Source organism: Pseudomonas kuykendallii (assembly GCF_900106975.1).
Lineage (GTDB): Bacteria > Pseudomonadota > Gammaproteobacteria > Pseudomonadales > Pseudomonadaceae > Pseudomonas_O > Pseudomonas_O kuykendallii.
On the sequence record NZ_FNNU01000001.1, the window covers coordinates 825,787 to 840,849 of the forward strand.

Genomic DNA, 15,063 nt, shown 5'->3' on the forward strand with positions numbered 1-15,063 from the left:
CGCCCGCCGGGCTGGACCCCGGCATTTCCCGTCCCCACAAAAGGAATTGTCCGCATGTCCTTCCTGCGCATCGCCCTGTTGCTCTGCCTCGCCCTTCTCACCAGCGCCTGTTCCACCAAGGCCTGGTTCAAGTTGCCCGAGCAGAGCACCATCGCCATCAACGAGCGTCCCCAGCAGTACCACCAGGGCCTGATCAAGGTTCGGCCGTTCTTCTGGAACCGCGCCGGCGGCGTGCCCTACACGCTGACCAGCGCCACCGGTTCGACCGAGCGCGGCCGTCTGCGAGCGCGCTTCCGCCCGGCTTCGATCTTCTGGCCGCCCTTCGCGATCATCTACTGGCCGATGGGCTTCGGGCAGCGTTGCTACGACATGACCGGCGCAACGCCGAGCCTCTGCAGTCCCGACGATCTGACCGCGCTGAAGAAGGTCTACCGCGCGGCGCGCTGAGCCGCCGACACGGCTGACCTCCTATGTTTGGAGCGCGTACGCGAATTTTCTCAATCGCGTCGATGCGTTATGTCGCTTTGAACTGGCGCGCTGGCTACGGAATGCTATGACCAATACAGCCAGCCGCCGGCGTGGGCGAGAACAGGGAGAATCCAATGAAGAGCGTCGCGCAAATTCTCAAGGGCAAACAGATCCAGAGCATCCACACCATCGCGCCCGAGGACACCGTGCTCGACGCGCTCCGCCAGATGGCGGAGAAGAATGTCGGCGCGCTGCCGGTCACCGATGTCGACGGCCGCCTCGTGGGCATCGTCAGCGAGCGCGATTACGCGCGCAAAGTGGTGCTGCAGGGGCGTTCCTCGATCGGTACGCCGGTCAGCGCGATCATGACCTCGGCGGTGATCACCGTTGATCCGCGCCAGGACATCAAGGAATGCATGCAGCTGATGACCGAGCGTCACCTGCGCCATCTGCCGGTGATCGAGGAAGGGCGGCTGATCGGCCTGCTGTCGATCGGCGACCTGGTGAAGGAGATCAATGCCGAGCAGGAAAGCCTGATCCAGCACCTCGAGGGTTACATCCGCGGCGAATGATGGCGGCAGAACGAAAAAACCGGCCACTGGCCGGTTTTTTTGGCGTCGAAAACCATCAGGTGCCGGACTTGATCTTGGTCCAGGCGCGGGTGCGCTCGCGTTCGGCCTTCGCCGGCAGCGGGCTGACCGTGTAGAGCGTCTTTTGCGCGTCGGCGGTGGGCGTCAGGCCGACGTTCTCGCTGATCTCCTTGCTCACCAGCGGCATGGAGTCGGCGTTCGGGTTCGGGTAGCCGAGGAAATCGCTGATCGGCGCGATCACCTTCGGATCGAGCAGGTTGTTGAGGAAGGCGTGGGCTTCCTCGACGTTCTTCGCGCTCTTCGGAATGGCGAAGGTATCGAACCAGATCGGCGCGCCTTCCTTCGGCAGGCGCCAGTCGACCACCACGCCGTTGCCCGCTTCCTTGGCCCGGTTGCCGAACTGGTAGAAGCTTCCCGAGTAACCCACGGCCACGCAGATGTCGCCGTTGGCGATGTCGGTCATGTACTTCGCCGAGTGGAAATAGGTGACGTAGGGACGGACCTTGAGCATCAGCTCGGTGGCCTTCTTGTAGTCGTCCGGATTGGTGCTGTTGGGGTCCAGGCCCAGGTAGTGCAGGGCGATCGGCAGGATTTCGGTCGGCGAGTCGAGCATCGCCACGCCGCAGGCCTTGAGCTTCTCCATGTTCTCCGGCTTGAACACCAGGTCCCAGCTGTCCACCGGCGCGTTGTCGCCCAGCGCGGCCTTGACCTTGGCCGGGTTGAAGCCGATCAGCACGGTGCCGTACATGTAGGGTACGCCGTACTGGTTGCCCGGGTCGTTGGAGTCGAGCAGCTTGAGCAGTGCCGGGTCCAGGTGCTTCCAGTTCGGCAGCTTGCTCTTGTCGAGCTTCTGGAACACGCCGGCCTTGATCTGGGTTTCGAGGAACTGGTTGGACGGCACCACCAGGTCATAGCCGGAGTTGCCGGTGAGCAGCTTGGCCTCGAGCGCCTCGTTGGTGTCGAAGGTGTCCCAGATCAGCTTGATGCCGCTGCCCTGCTGGAAGTCCTTGAGGGTCTGCGGAAGGATGTAGTCCGCCCAGTTGTAGACGCGCAGTTCACGTTCGGCGGCGTGTGCCGCGCCGGCCAGCAGGGTCGCAGCGCAGATCGCGCTGCCGAGCAGGCGATGGATCTTCTTCATGTTCTTCCCCCTAATGAAATGAACTCCCAACATCGAGTCGCCGCCTGTGGTCAGGCGCCTTCGAAACCTTCCAGCACATTCACCGCATTGATGCCGATTTCCTCCACCGCGTAGCCGCCCTCCATGACGAACAGGGTCGGCTTGCCGAGACGCGCGATGCGTTCGCCCATGCGCAGGTAGTCCGGGCTGTCCAGCTTGAACTGCGAGATGGGATCTTCCTTGAAGGTGTCCACACCCAGCGACACCAGCACCACCTCGGCACCGTAGGCGGCGATCCGCTCGCAGGCGCTGTCCAGCGCCGCGCCCCAGGCGGCCCAGGCGCTGCCGGCGGGCAGCGGCAGGTTCAGGTTGAAGCCCTCGCCAGCGCCTTCGCCGGTTTCATCGGCATAGCCGAGGAAGAACGGGAACTCGAAGCGCGGATCGCCATGGATCGAGGTGAACAGCACGTCGTCGCGCCCATAGAAGATCGACTGGGTGCCGTTGCCGTGGTGATAGTCGACGTCGAGGATGGCGACGCGCTTGCAGCCGGCGTCGAGGAAGGCCTGGGCGGCGATGGCGACGTTGTTCAGGTAGCAGTAGCCACCCATCAGGTCGGCCGCGGCATGGTGGCCCGGCGGACGGCAAAGGGCGAAGGCGCTGCGGGCGCCGCCGGCCAGGTGCTGGTGCCCGCTGAGGGCGACCTGCGCGGCGCTCCAGGCGGCCTGCCAGGTGCCGGCGGTGATTGGTGCGCCACCGTCGAAGCTGTAGTAGCCGAGCTGGCCGTGCAGGTTGTCCGGTATCACCCCGCGCAGGGTGCGCGCCGGCCAGGTGAAGGGCATCAGGTCGCCCGGTCGGCCCATCGCCTCCCAGCGTGCCCAGGCGCCCTCGAAGAATTCCAGGTAGGCGCGGTCGTGGATGCGTTCGATTGGCGCGCGGCCGAAGTCGGTGGGCGCGATGACCTCGCCGAGGTTCTGCTGGCGCACGCGCTGCAGCACGTGGTCGGCGCGCGAGGGCATTTCGAAGCACGGCTTCAACTCGCCGTCGATCAGTTCGCAGCGGCCGTGGTGCAGGCGGTGGTCGTCGCTATAGACGGTCAGCATGGTGTCGTTCTCCCGGCGATGGCTGCGTTCCAGTGTCCGGTGATTGGGCGCGCGAGGAAACGTGCGGAGCGGCCAAAAAGGGATCGATGTGGCCACAGGATGGGGCCGCGGCTGCCCTCTCCCGGTGCGCGGCGGTGCTGGTCAGCCGGCCGCCGCGGGATGCCGGAAGCGGCTCGGCGTGGTTCCGCTCCAGCGCTGGAAGGCATGCCGGAAGCTCGCCGTCTCGCTGTAGCCCATGGCTTCGGCGATGCGGTGGATCGGCAGGCGCTCCTGTTCCAGCAGCTGTCGCGCATGTTCATAGCGCAGCTCGTCGAGCAGCGCCTGGTAGCAGGTGCCGGCGTCCTGCAGGTGGCGGCGCAGGCTGCGCGGCGAGCAGTGCAGCTGACGCGCCAGTTCCTCCAGGCCGGGCGCCCGCGGCAGGGCGCCGGCGAGTACCTGGCGGGCACGGCTGATCAGTGCCTGGCGGCAGGCGAATTCGCGGTTGAGCTGGCGGCTGCGTTCGAGCATGTCGCGGTGGGTCACCGCATCGGCCAACGGCAGGCGGCGTTCGAGCCAGTGGCGGGCGAAGCCGAAGGCGTTGCGACTGGCGTCGAAGCGCACCGGGCAGGGGAAATTGTGCGCGTAGAGCGCGTTATAGGCGGGCGAGGCGTGCTGGAAACACGCGCCGAGCAACGGCAGCGGCTGGCCGAGGAGGTCATCGCAGATCAGCTTCAGCGAGGCCAGGCAGAACTCGACGTTGAACACCTCGAGCTCGGGCAGCTCGCGGTAGCCGCCGGCCTCCATCCAGACCACGCCGTCTTCGTCGCGCAGGCGCAGCTCGAACAGCGTGCCGAGCAGCGCCGGGTAGCCGAGCGCCAGCTCCAGGGCGTCACCCAGGGTGGCGGCGGACAATAGGGTGTAACCAAGCAACCCGTAGGACGACACGTGCATGCGCCGGCCCATCTCCAGGCCGAGGTCGCAGCGCTGCGCGACGGCGTTGAGGAACACGCGGCGCTCCTGGGCGATGGCGATGCGCAGGTCGGTGCGTTGCAGGTCCTGCAGGCGTATGCCGCTGCCGGCGAGCAGCGTTTCCGGGCTCATCGTGCCGTCCTGGCAGAGGATGTCGAGGGCCAGGGAGACCGCGTGCAGGGTGGTCAGGTGCGAATGCAGCATGGCGGCGACCGGCAGAGGAAGGTGCTTGCCTCGCAGCAAGATGCATGCCTCGCGGCCGCCGCCGGCTCAGTCGAGCATCGCCGCGTAGCCTTCGCGGTAACTTGGATAGGCCGGACGCCAACCCAGCGCCAGCGCGCGGGCGTTGCTGCAGCGCTTGCTGCCGGCGCGCCGCGACAGCGGCTGGTCCGGCACGTCGCCGACCCGAAGGCGTTCGCGCAGCCAGTCGATCACCTCGTGCAACGGCGCCGGCGTATCGTCCACGCCGAGGTAGCAGTCGTCCAGCGGCTGACCGGCGGCGCCCGCCTGCAGCAGGGCCGCCAGCAGGCTGGCGGCGTCGTCGCGGTGGATGCGGTTGGCGTACAGCGGCGGTTCGCGGCTCGCCCGATAGCCCTGCCGGGCCTGCTCGATCAGCCAGCGACTGCCCGGCCCGTAAAGCCCGGCCATGCGCACCACGCTGGTCGGATGGCCGCTGGCGAGCGCCAGCCGCTCGGCTTCCAGCATGATCCGGCCGGTGTAGCCGGTTGGCTGGGTGGGCGAGCGCTCATCCACCCATTCGCCATCATGTTGGGCATAGACCCCGGTACTGGAGACGAACAGCAGGCGCCGCGGCCGCTGGTTGCGCTGCCGCAGCCAGCCGAGCAGGTGGCGCACGCCATCGACGTAGGCGGCGCGGTAGCCGGCCTCGTCATGCTGGCTGGCCGCGGCGGCGTACACCACGTAGTCGGGGGCGGCGTCCGGCCACTGCGGGGGTACGTCCAGTGCGGCCAGATCGCCCTCGATTGGAAGCACCGCCGCGGGCAGCGCGGCGACGTTTCGTCGCAGGCCGTGGACGCGCCAGCCGGCGGCGACCAGCCGCTCGCCGAGCCGGCAGCCGATATCTCCGCAGCCGGCGATCAACAGCGAAGGGTGTTCGGACATCGGCGTGCTCCGCAAAAAAGAGCAGCATAGCGGCTGCCTCGCCGCTTTCCGAGTCGGCGACCGTAAGGTCGCGAAGCATTTCAGTTTACAAACAAGAATTAATTGCAATAATGGCAGGCCTTCCGGTCCGGCGTGCAAAACGCCCGGTAATTGCCTTTGTTTTCTTCTCAGGTCAGGCCCGCATGAAATCCATCCTCTCCAGCGCCCAGCCGTTGTCTCGCATTCTCGGCGCCCTGTTGTTCAGCCTGCTGCTGACGCCGGTTGCCGGTTTCGCCCAGCAGAGCGAAGGCACCACCAACGCCCCCGCGGCTGCTCCGGTTCAGAACGCCGCTCCGGCGGGCGACGCGTCGCAGCAGCCGGCCGTCGACGCCAGCGCGCAGCCCGCGCCGCAGGGTGACGCCGCGGCACCGCTGAGCGATGCCGACGCCGAGGCACTGGCCGCTGCCGAGACGGAAAACGGCCTGCCGCACGACCTGTCCCCCTGGGGCATGTTCCAGAATGCCGACGTCATCGTTAAAGGCGTGATGATCGGCCTGGCCATCGCCTCGGTGATCACCTGGACGATCTGGATCGCCAAGGGCCTGGAGCTGCTGCGCGCCAAGCGCCGCCTGCGTCGCGAACTGGTCGAGCTGAAGGGCGTGCGCACGCTCAACCAGGCCGCCGAACAGGCCCGCGTGAAGCACAGCTTCAGCCAGTTGCTGATCGAGGACGCGCAGGAAGAGCTGCAGCTGTCTGCCGGTAGCAGGGAAAAGGACGGCATCAAGGAGCGCGTCAGCTTCCGCCTCGAACGCCTGGTCGCCGCCTGTGGACGCAACATGAGCCAGGGCACCGGCGTGCTCGCCACCATCGGTTCCACGGCACCCTTCGTCGGCCTGTTCGGCACCGTCTGGGGCATCATGAACAGCTTCATCGGCATCGCCAAATCGCAGACCACCAACCTCGCCGTGGTCGCCCCCGGCATCGCTGAAGCCTTGCTGGCGACCGCGCTGGGCCTGGTCGCGGCGATTCCCGCGGTCGTCATCTACAACGTCTTCGCCCGCTCCATCACCGGCTACAAGGCGCAGGTAGCCGACGCTTCCGCCCAGGTCCTGCTGCTGGTCAGCCGCGACCTCGATCATCTGCCGACGCCGGGCGAACGCAGCCAGGCGCCGCACGTGGCCAAGGTGGGCTGAACCATGGGCCTGCATCTGAACGAAGGGGGCGATGACCTCGTCGAGTCGCACGAGATCAACGTCACCCCCTTCATCGACGTCATGCTGGTGCTGCTGATCATCTTCATGGTCGCCGCGCCGCTGGCCACCGTGGACGTCAAGCTCGACTTGCCGGCGTCCACCGCCAAGCCCGCGCCGCGCCCTGACAAGCCGATCTACCTGAGCATCAAGGAAGACCAGAGCCTGTTCGTCGGCAACGACGCGGTCGCCAAGGAAAAGCTCGGCGCGACCCTGGACGCGCTGACCGGCGGCGACAAGGACAAGACCATCTTCGTCAGGGGTGACACCGCCGTGGAGTACGGCAACCTGATGGAAGTCATGGACGCCCTGCGCGGCGCCGGCTACCTGAAGATCGGCCTGGTGGGACTCGAGACCGTCGGAAAATGAGTCGATCGCACACCCTGTCGCTGTGGAGCGTCAGCCTGCTGCTGGTGCTCGGACTGCACGTCGGGCTGGCGTGCTGGGCGCTGTTTTGGCGTCCGCACACGCCGCCGGTGGAACTGCCGCCCGCGGCGATGATGGTCGAGCTGGAGCCCGCTCCGGTGAAACCGCCGCCTCCGCCGCCGAAGGTGGAGCCTGAGCCGGAACCGGAGCCCGAGCCGAAACTGGTCGAAGCGCCGAAGCCGACGATCGCCTTGGCCAAGCCCAAACCGGTGGTCAAGCCCAAGCCGAAGCCCATTCAGGAAAAACCGCCGGAGCCCAAGCCGCCGCAGCCTACCCCGGAGAAATCCGAGGAAGATGCGGAGCCGGCGCCTACCGAGCGTGCATCCGCGCCCACGGCCTCCGATGCGCCGAGCGTCTCGATCGCCCGGCAGCAGGCCAAGCAGACCTGGCAGAGCCAGCTGCAGACGCAACTGGCGCGCTTCCAGAAATACCCGGAAGCCGCCAAGCGCGGCGAGAAGCCCGGCATCCGCACCAACAGCCTGCGCTTCACGGTCGACGCCGAAGGCCGCGTGCTGGCCTACGAGCTGGTCGGCCGCTCCGGCAACCGGCTGATCGATCGCGCCACGCTCGAAGTGATCCGCAAGGCGCAACCGCTGCCGAAGCCGCCGCCGGAGCTGCTCAACGACGGCACGATCGAGATCATCATGCCGCTGAGCTATGAGCTCAAACGCAGCTGACAACGGCGGCGCGTCGGTCAGATTGCGGTGAAACGGGCCGGCCAGATACCTTCGGACGGTGCTTGCGGCCAACGCGCGGCGGCGCGGCCCGAAGGACGAGTGAAGCGGATACCGATCATCACTCCGCGCCCCCAGGCATTACCGCTCGGCCGCCCAGGCCTTGTCTGACGCCAACTCGCCAGGTCGCCGGCCGGCTCCGGGATTCGCGGCCGACGCCCGTCGGCCATAGCGGTTGGTTCCATCGGGTGCAGCCGTTATGCTTGGCTGCACTCAATGGAAGACACTCATGACCCTCACCGAACTGCGCTACATCGTCACCCTCGCCCAGGAGCAGCATTTCGGCCGCGCGGCGGATCGTTGCCATGTCAGTCAGCCAACGCTGTCGGTGGGCGTGAAGAAACTCGAAGACGAACTCGGCGTGCTGATCTTCGAGCGCAGCAAGAGCGCGGTGCGCCTGACGCCGACCGGCGAGGGCATCGTCACCCAGGCGCAGAAGGTGCTCGAACAGGCGCAGGGCATCCGTGAGCTGGCCCAGGCGGGCAAGAATCAGCTTGCCGCGCCGCTCAAGGTCGGCGCCATCTACACCGTCGGCCCGTACCTCTTTCCGCACCTTATCCCGCAGCTGCACCGCGTCGCCCCGCAGATGCCGCTGTACATCGAGGAAAACTTCACCCACGTGCTGCGCGACAAGCTGCGCACCGGCGAGCTGGACGCGATCATCGTCGCGCTGCCGTTCAACGAAGCCGATGTGCTGACCAAGCCACTGTACGACGAGCCGTTCTACGTGCTGATGCCGGCCGGCCATCCGTGGACCGCGAAGAAGACCATCGACAGCGAGCTGCTCAACGACAAGAGCCTGCTGCTGCTGGGCGAGGGCCACTGCTTCCGTGACCAGGTGCTGGAAGCCTGCCCGACCCTGCGCAAGGGCGAGGAAGCGGCCAAGCACACCACGGTCGAATCCAGCTCTCTGGAGACCATCCGCCACATGGTCGCCTCCGGCCTCGGCGTGTCGATCCTGCCGTTCTCCGCCGTCGACAGCCATCACTACGCCCCCGGCGTGATCGAAGTGCGTCCGCTGACGGCGCCCGCACCGTGGCGCACCGTGGCGATCGCCTGGCGCGCCAGCTTCCCGCGGCCCAAGGCCATCGAAGTACTGGCCGACTCGATCCGCCTCTGCTCGGTCGCGCGCCCGCAGGATGCCGTGCAAACGGCATGACCCAGCTCGCCCAGGTCCCGGTGACCGCGCTCAAGGGCGTGGGCGCTGCGCTCGCCGAGAAGCTCGCCAAGGTTGGCCTGGAAAACCTGCAGGACGTTCTCTTCCACCTGCCGTTGCGCTATCAGGACCGCACCCGCGTCACGCCCATCGGCGCGCTGCGTCCGGGCCAGGACGCGGTGATCGAAGGCATCGTCGCCGGTGCCGACGTGGTCATGGGGCGGCGCCGCAGCCTGCTGGTGCGCCTGCAGGACGGCAGCGGCACGCTCAGCCTGCGCTTCTTCCACTTCAGCCAAGCGCAGAAGGACGGCCTCAAGCGCGGCAGTCACCTGCGCTGCTACGGCGAAGTCCGCCCCGGCGCCACCGGGCTGGAGATCTACCACCCGGAGTACCGCGCGCTCAGCGACGCGCAGGACATGCCGGTGGAGCAGACGCTGACGCCGATCTACCCGACCACCGAAGGCCTCACCCAGCAGCGCCTGCGCCAGCTCAGCCAGCAGGCACTGGCGCGTCTCGGGCCGCACAGCCTGCCGGACTGGCTGCCCGATGAACTGGCTCGCGACTACCACCTCGGGCCGCTGGCCGAGGCGATCCGCTACCTGCACCGCCCGCCGCCGGATGCCGATCTCGAGGAGCTCGCCGAGGGCGCGCACTGGGCGCAGCGGCGCCTGGCGTTCGAGGAACTGCTGACCCACCAGCTGTCGCTGCAGCGCCTGCGCGAATCGGTCCGCGCGCAACAGGCACCGAGCCTGCCGCCGGCGCGCGAGCTGCCCGGGCGGTTCCTGCGCAACCTCGGCTTCGCGCCCACCGGCGCGCAGAGCCGGGTCGGCGCCGAGATCGCCTATGACCTGGCCCAGGACGAGCCGATGCTGCGCCTGGTGCAGGGCGATGTCGGCGCCGGCAAGACCGTGGTCGCCGCGCTGGCCGCGCTGCAGGCGCTGGAGGCGGGTTACCAGGTGGCGCTGATGGCGCCCACGGAGATCCTCGCCGAGCAGCACTTCATCAACTTCAGCCGCTGGCTGGAACCGCTCGGCATCGAGGTCGCCTGGCTGGCCGGCAAGCTCAAGGGCAAGTCCCGCGCGGCGGCGCTGCAGCGCATCGCCGGCGAAGCGCCGATGGTGGTCGGCACCCATGCGCTGTTCCAGGACGAGGTGAAGTTCGCCCGCCTGGCGCTGGTGATCATCGACGAGCAGCACCGCTTCGGCGTGCAGCAGCGCCTGGCATTGCGGCAGAAAGGCATCGACGGGCGACTCTGCCCCCACCAGCTGATCATGACCGCCACGCCGATCCCGCGGACGCTGGCGATGAGCGCCTACGCCGACCTCGACACCTCGATCCTCGACGAACTGCCGCCGGGGCGCACGCCGGTGAACACCCTGGTGATCGCCGACAGCCGCCGCCTGGAAGTGGTCGAGCGGGTTCGCGCCGCCTGTCGCGAAGGCCGCCAGGCGTACTGGGTGTGCACGCTGATCGAGGAATCCGAGGAGCTGACCTGCCAGGCGGCGGAGACCAGCTTCGAGGAGCTGACCGCGGCGCTCGGCGAGGTGCGTGTCGGGCTGATCCACGGGCGCATGAAGCCCGCCGAGAAGGCCGAGATCATGGCCGCGTTCAAGCAGGGCGAGCTGCAGCTGCTGGTGGCGACCACGGTGATCGAAGTGGGCGTCGACGTGCCCAACGCCAGTCTGATGATCATCGAGAACCCCGAGCGGCTAGGCCTCGCCCAACTGCACCAGCTGCGCGGACGGGTAGGGCGGGGCAGCGCGGCCAGCCATTGCGTGCTGCTGTATCACGCACCGCTGTCGCAGATGGGCCGCGAGCGCCTGGCGATCATGCGCGAGACCTGCGACGGCTTCCTGATCGCCGAGAAGGACCTCGAACTGCGCGGCCCCGGCGAGATGCTCGGCACCCGCCAGACCGGCCTGCTGCAGTTCAAGGTCGCCGACCTGATGCGTGACGCCGAGCTGCTGCCGGCGGTGCGCGATGCGGCGCAGACTCTGCTGGCGCAATGGCCGCAGCATGTCAGCCCGCTGCTCGAGCGCTGGCTGCGCCACGGCCAGCAATACGGCCAGGTGTGACGGCGCTCACGCGCCGCTTGCCGGGGGAGGCCGCGCACGGCGGAAACGATGGGTATACTTCGGCACAAATGCCTGTAGGAATCAGTTGATGACCGAAGTCGCGCTTGTCTCCGACGATACGCCCCATACCCCTGCGCTGATCACGCAACTGCTGGAGAAGCTCGGCCTGCCTCTCAAGGAACGCAGCGAGCAGGGCGCGTTGAACCCGGAACAGCGGGTACAGGCGGTGCTGCTCGAGGACGCCGTTGGCGCGCTGCTGGTGCTCTACCCGCGCAGCCAGATGCTCGACCTCGGCCGCCTGGCCGAACTGACCGGGCGCCAGCTCACCGCGGTGAAGCCCGAGCGCCTGGAAAAGATGCTGAGCAAGCACGCGCTGAGCCTGCTTCCGGCGCTGCCGATGCTGACCAGCTCGCCATGCCTGTACGAAGAGCGGCTGCTGCAGCAGCGCGAGCTGAGCATCGAGTCGGGCCAGCCGGGGCTGCTGCTGGACATCGCCGGCGACAGCTTCAAGACGTTGCTGAACAAGGCCAGCTCCGCGCATTTCGGCGAGCCGCTGAGCAACATCCGGCCGAACCTGAAACGCCCGCACGACGACCGTGCCGAAATCATCCAGGCGGTGCAGGCGTTCACCGCACGTCGCATCCAGCAGCGTCTGGAGGAAACCATCGAGATTCCGCCGCTGGCCGAGACCGCGCAGAAGATCGTCAAGCTGCGGGTCGACCCGGCCGCCAGCGTCGACGACATCACCGGCGTGGTGGAAACCGACCCCGCGCTGGCGGCCCAGGTGGTCAGCTGGGCGGCGTCGCCCTACTACGCGGCGCCGGGCAAGATCCGTTCGGTCGAGGACGCCATCGTCCGCGTGCTCGGTTTCGATCTGGTGATCAACCTGGCCCTCGGCCTGGCGCTGGGCAAGACCCTTGCGCTGCCCAAGGATCATCCGCAGCAGGCCACGCCCTACTGGCACCAGGCGATCTACACCGCCGCCGTGATCGAGGGCCTGACCCGCGCGATGCCGCGCACGCACCGCCCGGAGGCCGGCCTCACCTACCTTGCGGGGTTGCTGCACAACTTCGGCTACCTGGTGCTGGCGCATGTCTTCCCGCCGCATTTCTCGCTGATCTGCCGGCACCTGGAGGTCAATCCGCACATCGACCACAGCATCGTCGAGCATCACCTGCTGGGCATCACCCGCGAGCAGATCGGCGGCTGGCTGATGCAGCACTGGGACATGCCCGAAGAGCTGTGCACCGCGCTGCGCTTCCAGAACGATCCGGACTACGACGGCGACTACGCGGTCTACCCGAACCTGGTGTTCCTCGCAGTGCGCCTGCTGCGTGCGCATGGCATCGGCTCCGGTCCCGAGAGCGAGATTCCCGACAGCCTCTTCGAGCGCCTCGACATCACCCGCGAGAAAGCCAACGACGCGGTGAACAAGGTGCTCGCCGCCGAAGCCGCGCTGCGCGATCTGGCGTCGCAGTTCGGCAAACCGAACTGAATGCAGCCGATCTGAAAAAGGGGCCGTGAGGCCCCTTTTTCGTTATCTGGAATCGCCTCAGGCGGCTTTGTCCACCGGCTTTTTCTTCTTCGGCGCCAGGTACTTGGTCAGGCCCTGGAACCAGATCACCAGCGCCGGGTTGCCCTGGATCTGGATGTCCTTGTTCTGGATGCCCTGCATGAACGCCAGCTGCTTGTTCTTCGCGGTCATGGTGGCGAAACCGTAGGTCGCATCCTTGAAGCCGAGGGCGAAGGCGGGCGCCACCGCCGGGCCGCGTTTGCCGATCACGCGATCGTCGCGAACGATGTAGTGACGGGCGAGCTTGCCGTCGAGAGTGTGAAGCTGGAAGACCAGATCCTTGCCGGCCAGCTGCTGGCGGAAGGCGGGGTTGTCGCGGCTTGCCTTGGCCATCATTCGGCCCAGCATCCAGAGAAGAAAGCGGAATTTCATGCGCAGCCTCGGGGGAGAATTGACACGGCGGCGCGATTCTAGCGGCTCGCCCGGACCCTCACAGCTGGACTTTCGGGTGGTTCGGCGGGTGGTTTGGCAGCGGGCTGGAGCGCCCGTCGGAGACGGCCCTTCACGGCAGGCGAGAGGGTCGTTCCCGACGGGTTGGCGGCGTCAGTTGACGGCGTCCTTGAGCGATTTGCCCGGTTTGAAGGCGACGGTGTTGCTGGCCTTGATCTTCACCGGCTCTCCGGTCTGCGGATTCTTCCCGGTGCGGGCACCGCGGTGGCGTTGCACGAAGGTGCCGAATCCGACCAGCGTCACGCTGTCCTTCTTGTTCAGTGCGGTGGTGATTTCATCGAGAACGGCGTTGAGTACGCGATTGGCCTGATCTCTGGTCAGGTCTGCCTTCTCGGCGATGGCGGCGGCGAGTTCCGGTTTGCGCATAGATGCCTCTTTGACGGTTATTGTTGTTGTGTCCGTGCTGCTCTTCCCGAACAGCGCCCTAGGCGCCGCAACAGCTCTGCGCTGCGGCAGACCCCACGGAGGATGGCATGCCTCCGGAGCCCGCGCCAGTCGTGGCTCAAGACTGGCGAAGGGAACTCGAGGCTTTTTGCGACAGAACGGGCGGCATTTACGCCAGCAGAGCCGGCAGCTGTCGATTCAGCGCGAGTTTCTCCTGCACCGCGCTGCCGGTCAGGGCGTAGCCGAGCAGCTCTCCGCCAGGGCCCAGGCACAGCGCCTTGATATCCGCGCCGCTGCCCTCGACCTGCCATTCGCCCTGGCTGCCGCGCGGCGGCGGCGAGACCACCAGCGGGCACACCGGCGTCTTCACCGTCACCGGCATCGGGCCGTAGCTCACCGCGGTCGGCGTGCCGTTCAGCGTCTGCGCCAGCGCGCGGGCGCAGCTCATCAGCGGCATCACGTAGAGCAGGTTGAGGCCATCGACTTCGGCGCAGTCGCCGAGTGCGTAGATGTTCGCGTGGGAGGTCCGCAGCTGGCGGTCGACCATCACGCCGCGGTTGATCTGCAGCCCGGCGGCAGCGGCGAGGTCGGTGCGCGGGCGCAGGCCGATGGCGGAGACCACCAGGTCGCAGGTGATCCGCGAGCCGTCGGATAGGTGTGCGTCGAGGCCGTCGCCGACGCGGTCGAGACTGGCCAGGGTCGGGCCGAGGTGGAAGTTCACGCCCAGGCTTTCCAGCCCGGCCTGCACCGCGCCGGCGGCGGCCGGGTGGAGGAGCGCCGGCATCACCTGCTCGCAGGGCGCCACCAGGCTCACCTGGAAACCGCCGAGGCTGAGGTCGTTGGCGAACTCGCAGCCGATCAGCCCGGCGCCGAGGATCAGCACGCGGCGTTTGCCGGCCGCGGCGCTGCGAAAGCGCGCGTAGTCCTCCAGGTCGTTGATCGGGAAGATCGCGTCCTGGGCATTGCCGGCCACCGGTACGCGCAGCGTCTCGGCACCCCAGGCGAGCACCAGGTCACGGTACGGGACGGCTTCTTCGCCGATCCACAGGCGCTTGTGTCCGGGGTCGATGCCGGTGACGCGGGTGTGCGTGCGTATTTCGGCCTTGAGCTGATCGGCCATGGCGCCGGGCTCGGCCATCACCAGCGCATCGGCATCCTTGTCCTTGCCGAAGCCGGTGGAAAGCATCGGCTTGGAGTAGGAGCGGCCGTCATCGGCGCTGATCAGCAGCAGCGGGGTTTCGCTGTCCAGCTTGCGCCACTCCCTGGCGAGGTTGTAGCCGGCCAGGCCGGTGCCGATGATCACCAGGGGTGCACTCATGATTCTCTCCGTCGAGGATGGGGCGGGCCGACGACCGTAGCGCAAAGCGCCGCGTTCGCCAATTCGCCGCGGCCCGCCGCGCCTGCGACGGACAAAAAAACGGCGGCCGTTGGGGCCGCCGTGGGGTTTCGGGCGCGGATCAGGCGATTTCGATCATCTCGAAGTCGCTCTTGCCGACGCCGCAATCGGGGCACAGCCAGTCTTCGGGTACGTCCTGCCAGAGCGTGCCGGCGGCGATGCCGTCATCCGGCCAGCCCTCGGCTTCGTCGTAGATCAGCCCACACACAACACATTGCCACTTCTTCATATCTACCTCAGGCGACGCTCACGGTTTGCGTCGGCAACCTATCGCAGAACGCCCGATCCGCCAAGC

The 15,063-nt window shown here is 67.5% G+C and carries 16 protein-coding genes; 8 read left to right on the forward strand and 8 right to left on the reverse strand.

Annotated elements, in window-relative coordinates:
* The first annotated feature begins 54 nt into the window (after window positions 1-54).
* Window positions 55-447, forward strand: a complete 393-nt coding sequence (locus BLV15_RS03715; protein WP_090224723.1) for a hypothetical protein — start codon at window positions 55-57, stop codon at window positions 445-447.
* Window positions 448-602: 155 nt separating this feature from the next.
* Window positions 603-1,040, forward strand: coding sequence for a CBS domain-containing protein (locus BLV15_RS03720; RefSeq protein ID WP_090224725.1), 438 nt, complete (start codon window positions 603-605; stop codon window positions 1,038-1,040).
* A 55-nt stretch (window positions 1,041-1,095) separates the two neighbouring features.
* Here the strand turns inward: BLV15_RS03720 and BLV15_RS03725 are convergent, their stop codons facing one another.
* The 4 genes from BLV15_RS03725 to BLV15_RS03740 all read right to left on the reverse strand — a co-directional run bounded on the left by BLV15_RS03725 (window position 1,096) and on the right by BLV15_RS03740 (window position 5,345).
* Window positions 1,096-2,196, reverse strand: coding sequence for a polyamine ABC transporter substrate-binding protein (locus BLV15_RS03725; protein WP_090224726.1), 1,101 nt, complete (start codon window positions 2,194-2,196; stop codon window positions 1,096-1,098).
* A 50-nt stretch (window positions 2,197-2,246) separates the two neighbouring features.
* Window positions 2,247-3,275, reverse strand: coding sequence for a histone deacetylase family protein (locus BLV15_RS03730; protein ID WP_090224728.1), 1,029 nt, complete (start codon window positions 3,273-3,275; stop codon window positions 2,247-2,249).
* A gap of 141 nt (window positions 3,276-3,416) precedes the next feature.
* Window positions 3,417-4,427, reverse strand: a complete 1,011-nt coding sequence (locus BLV15_RS03735) for an AraC family transcriptional regulator (protein ID WP_090225199.1) — start codon at window positions 4,425-4,427, stop codon at window positions 3,417-3,419.
* 66 nt (window positions 4,428-4,493) lie between these two features.
* Window positions 4,494-5,345 (reverse strand): NAD-dependent epimerase/dehydratase family protein, encoded by an 852-nt coding sequence (locus BLV15_RS03740; RefSeq protein ID WP_090224729.1) that lies wholly within the window; start codon window positions 5,343-5,345, stop codon window positions 4,494-4,496.
* Between the two features lie 182 nt (window positions 5,346-5,527).
* Between BLV15_RS03740 and exbB the strand changes: the two genes are divergently transcribed.
* The 6 genes from exbB to BLV15_RS03770 all read left to right on the forward strand — a co-directional run bounded on the left by exbB (window position 5,528) and on the right by BLV15_RS03770 (window position 12,460).
* The gene (exbB, locus tag BLV15_RS03745; RefSeq protein WP_090224731.1) at window positions 5,528-6,517 is read left to right on the forward strand and encodes a tonB-system energizer ExbB; all 990 of its coding nucleotides are present in this window, start codon (window positions 5,528-5,530) and stop codon (window positions 6,515-6,517) included.
* A 3-nt stretch (window positions 6,518-6,520) separates the two neighbouring features.
* Window positions 6,521-6,943: a TonB system transport protein ExbD gene (gene exbD / locus BLV15_RS03750; protein ID WP_090224732.1), complete on the forward strand. Its 423-nt coding sequence runs from the start codon at window positions 6,521-6,523 to the stop codon at window positions 6,941-6,943.
* Window positions 6,940-7,677: a TonB family protein gene (locus BLV15_RS03755; protein ID WP_090224734.1), complete on the forward strand. Its 738-nt coding sequence runs from the start codon at window positions 6,940-6,942 to the stop codon at window positions 7,675-7,677. Before exbD ends, BLV15_RS03755 begins: the two co-directional genes overlap by 4 nt.
* Before the next feature lie 286 nt (window positions 7,678-7,963).
* Window positions 7,964-8,893, forward strand: coding sequence for a hydrogen peroxide-inducible genes activator (locus BLV15_RS03760; RefSeq protein ID WP_090224735.1), 930 nt, complete (start codon window positions 7,964-7,966; stop codon window positions 8,891-8,893).
* Complete coding sequence (recG, locus tag BLV15_RS03765) at window positions 8,890-10,965, forward strand: ATP-dependent DNA helicase RecG (RefSeq protein ID WP_090224737.1); 2,076 nt, start codon at window positions 8,890-8,892, stop codon at window positions 10,963-10,965. The genes BLV15_RS03760 and recG overlap by 4 nt, the downstream gene beginning before the upstream one ends.
* A gap of 88 nt (window positions 10,966-11,053) precedes the next feature.
* Window positions 11,054-12,460 (forward strand): aminoacyl-tRNA deacylase and HDOD domain-containing protein, encoded by a 1,407-nt coding sequence (locus BLV15_RS03770; RefSeq protein WP_090224739.1) that lies wholly within the window; start codon window positions 11,054-11,056, stop codon window positions 12,458-12,460.
* Window positions 12,461-12,517: 57 nt separating this feature from the next.
* Here BLV15_RS03770 and BLV15_RS03775 read toward each other — a convergent pair whose 3' ends face one another.
* The 4 genes from BLV15_RS03775 to BLV15_RS03790 form a co-directional block, all read right to left on the reverse strand.
* A complete protein-coding gene (locus BLV15_RS03775) occupies window positions 12,518-12,910 on the reverse strand; it encodes a helicase (protein WP_090224742.1) in 393 nt (130 codons plus the stop codon).
* 171 nt (window positions 12,911-13,081) lie between these two features.
* Complete coding sequence (locus tag BLV15_RS03780) at window positions 13,082-13,354, reverse strand: HU family DNA-binding protein (protein WP_090224744.1); 273 nt, start codon at window positions 13,352-13,354, stop codon at window positions 13,082-13,084.
* A gap of 187 nt (window positions 13,355-13,541) precedes the next feature.
* A complete protein-coding gene (locus BLV15_RS03785; protein WP_090224746.1) occupies window positions 13,542-14,690 on the reverse strand; it encodes an NAD(P)/FAD-dependent oxidoreductase in 1,149 nt (382 codons plus the stop codon).
* A gap of 139 nt (window positions 14,691-14,829) precedes the next feature.
* The gene (locus BLV15_RS03790; RefSeq protein ID WP_090224747.1) at window positions 14,830-14,997 is read right to left on the reverse strand and encodes a rubredoxin; all 168 of its coding nucleotides are present in this window, start codon (window positions 14,995-14,997) and stop codon (window positions 14,830-14,832) included.
* Window positions 14,998-15,063: the final 66 nt, after the last annotated feature.

Bases quoted from the DNA above. Each gene is read 5' to 3' on its own strand.
- BLV15_RS03715 (WP_090224723.1), top strand. From the start codon at position 55: ATGTCCTTCCTGCGCATCGCCCTGTTGCTCTGCCTCGCCCTTCTCACC.
- BLV15_RS03720 (WP_090224725.1), top strand. From the start codon at position 603: ATGAAGAGCGTCGCGCAAATTCTCAAGGGCAAACAGATCCAGAGCATC.
- BLV15_RS03725 (WP_090224726.1), bottom strand. From the start codon at position 2,196: ATGAAGAAGATCCATCGCCTGCTCGGCAGCGCGATCTGCGCTGCGACC.
- BLV15_RS03730 (WP_090224728.1), bottom strand. From the start codon at position 3,275: ATGCTGACCGTCTATAGCGACGACCACCGCCTGCACCACGGCCGCTGC.
- BLV15_RS03735 (WP_090225199.1), bottom strand. From the start codon at position 4,427: ATGCTGCATTCGCACCTGACCACCCTGCACGCGGTCTCCCTGGCCCTC.
- BLV15_RS03740 (WP_090224729.1), bottom strand. From the start codon at position 5,345: ATGTCCGAACACCCTTCGCTGTTGATCGCCGGCTGCGGAGATATCGGC.
- exbB (WP_090224731.1), top strand. From the start codon at position 5,528: ATGAAATCCATCCTCTCCAGCGCCCAGCCGTTGTCTCGCATTCTCGGC.
- exbD (WP_090224732.1), top strand. From the start codon at position 6,521: ATGGGCCTGCATCTGAACGAAGGGGGCGATGACCTCGTCGAGTCGCAC.
- BLV15_RS03755 (WP_090224734.1), top strand. From the start codon at position 6,940: ATGAGTCGATCGCACACCCTGTCGCTGTGGAGCGTCAGCCTGCTGCTG.
- BLV15_RS03760 (WP_090224735.1), top strand. From the start codon at position 7,964: ATGACCCTCACCGAACTGCGCTACATCGTCACCCTCGCCCAGGAGCAG.
- recG (WP_090224737.1), top strand. From the start codon at position 8,890: ATGACCCAGCTCGCCCAGGTCCCGGTGACCGCGCTCAAGGGCGTGGGC.
- BLV15_RS03770 (WP_090224739.1), top strand. From the start codon at position 11,054: ATGACCGAAGTCGCGCTTGTCTCCGACGATACGCCCCATACCCCTGCG.
- BLV15_RS03775 (WP_090224742.1), bottom strand. From the start codon at position 12,910: ATGAAATTCCGCTTTCTTCTCTGGATGCTGGGCCGAATGATGGCCAAG.
- BLV15_RS03780 (WP_090224744.1), bottom strand. From the start codon at position 13,354: ATGCGCAAACCGGAACTCGCCGCCGCCATCGCCGAGAAGGCAGACCTG.
- BLV15_RS03785 (WP_090224746.1), bottom strand. From the start codon at position 14,690: ATGAGTGCACCCCTGGTGATCATCGGCACCGGCCTGGCCGGCTACAAC.
- BLV15_RS03790 (WP_090224747.1), bottom strand. From the start codon at position 14,997: ATGAAGAAGTGGCAATGTGTTGTGTGTGGGCTGATCTACGACGAAGCC.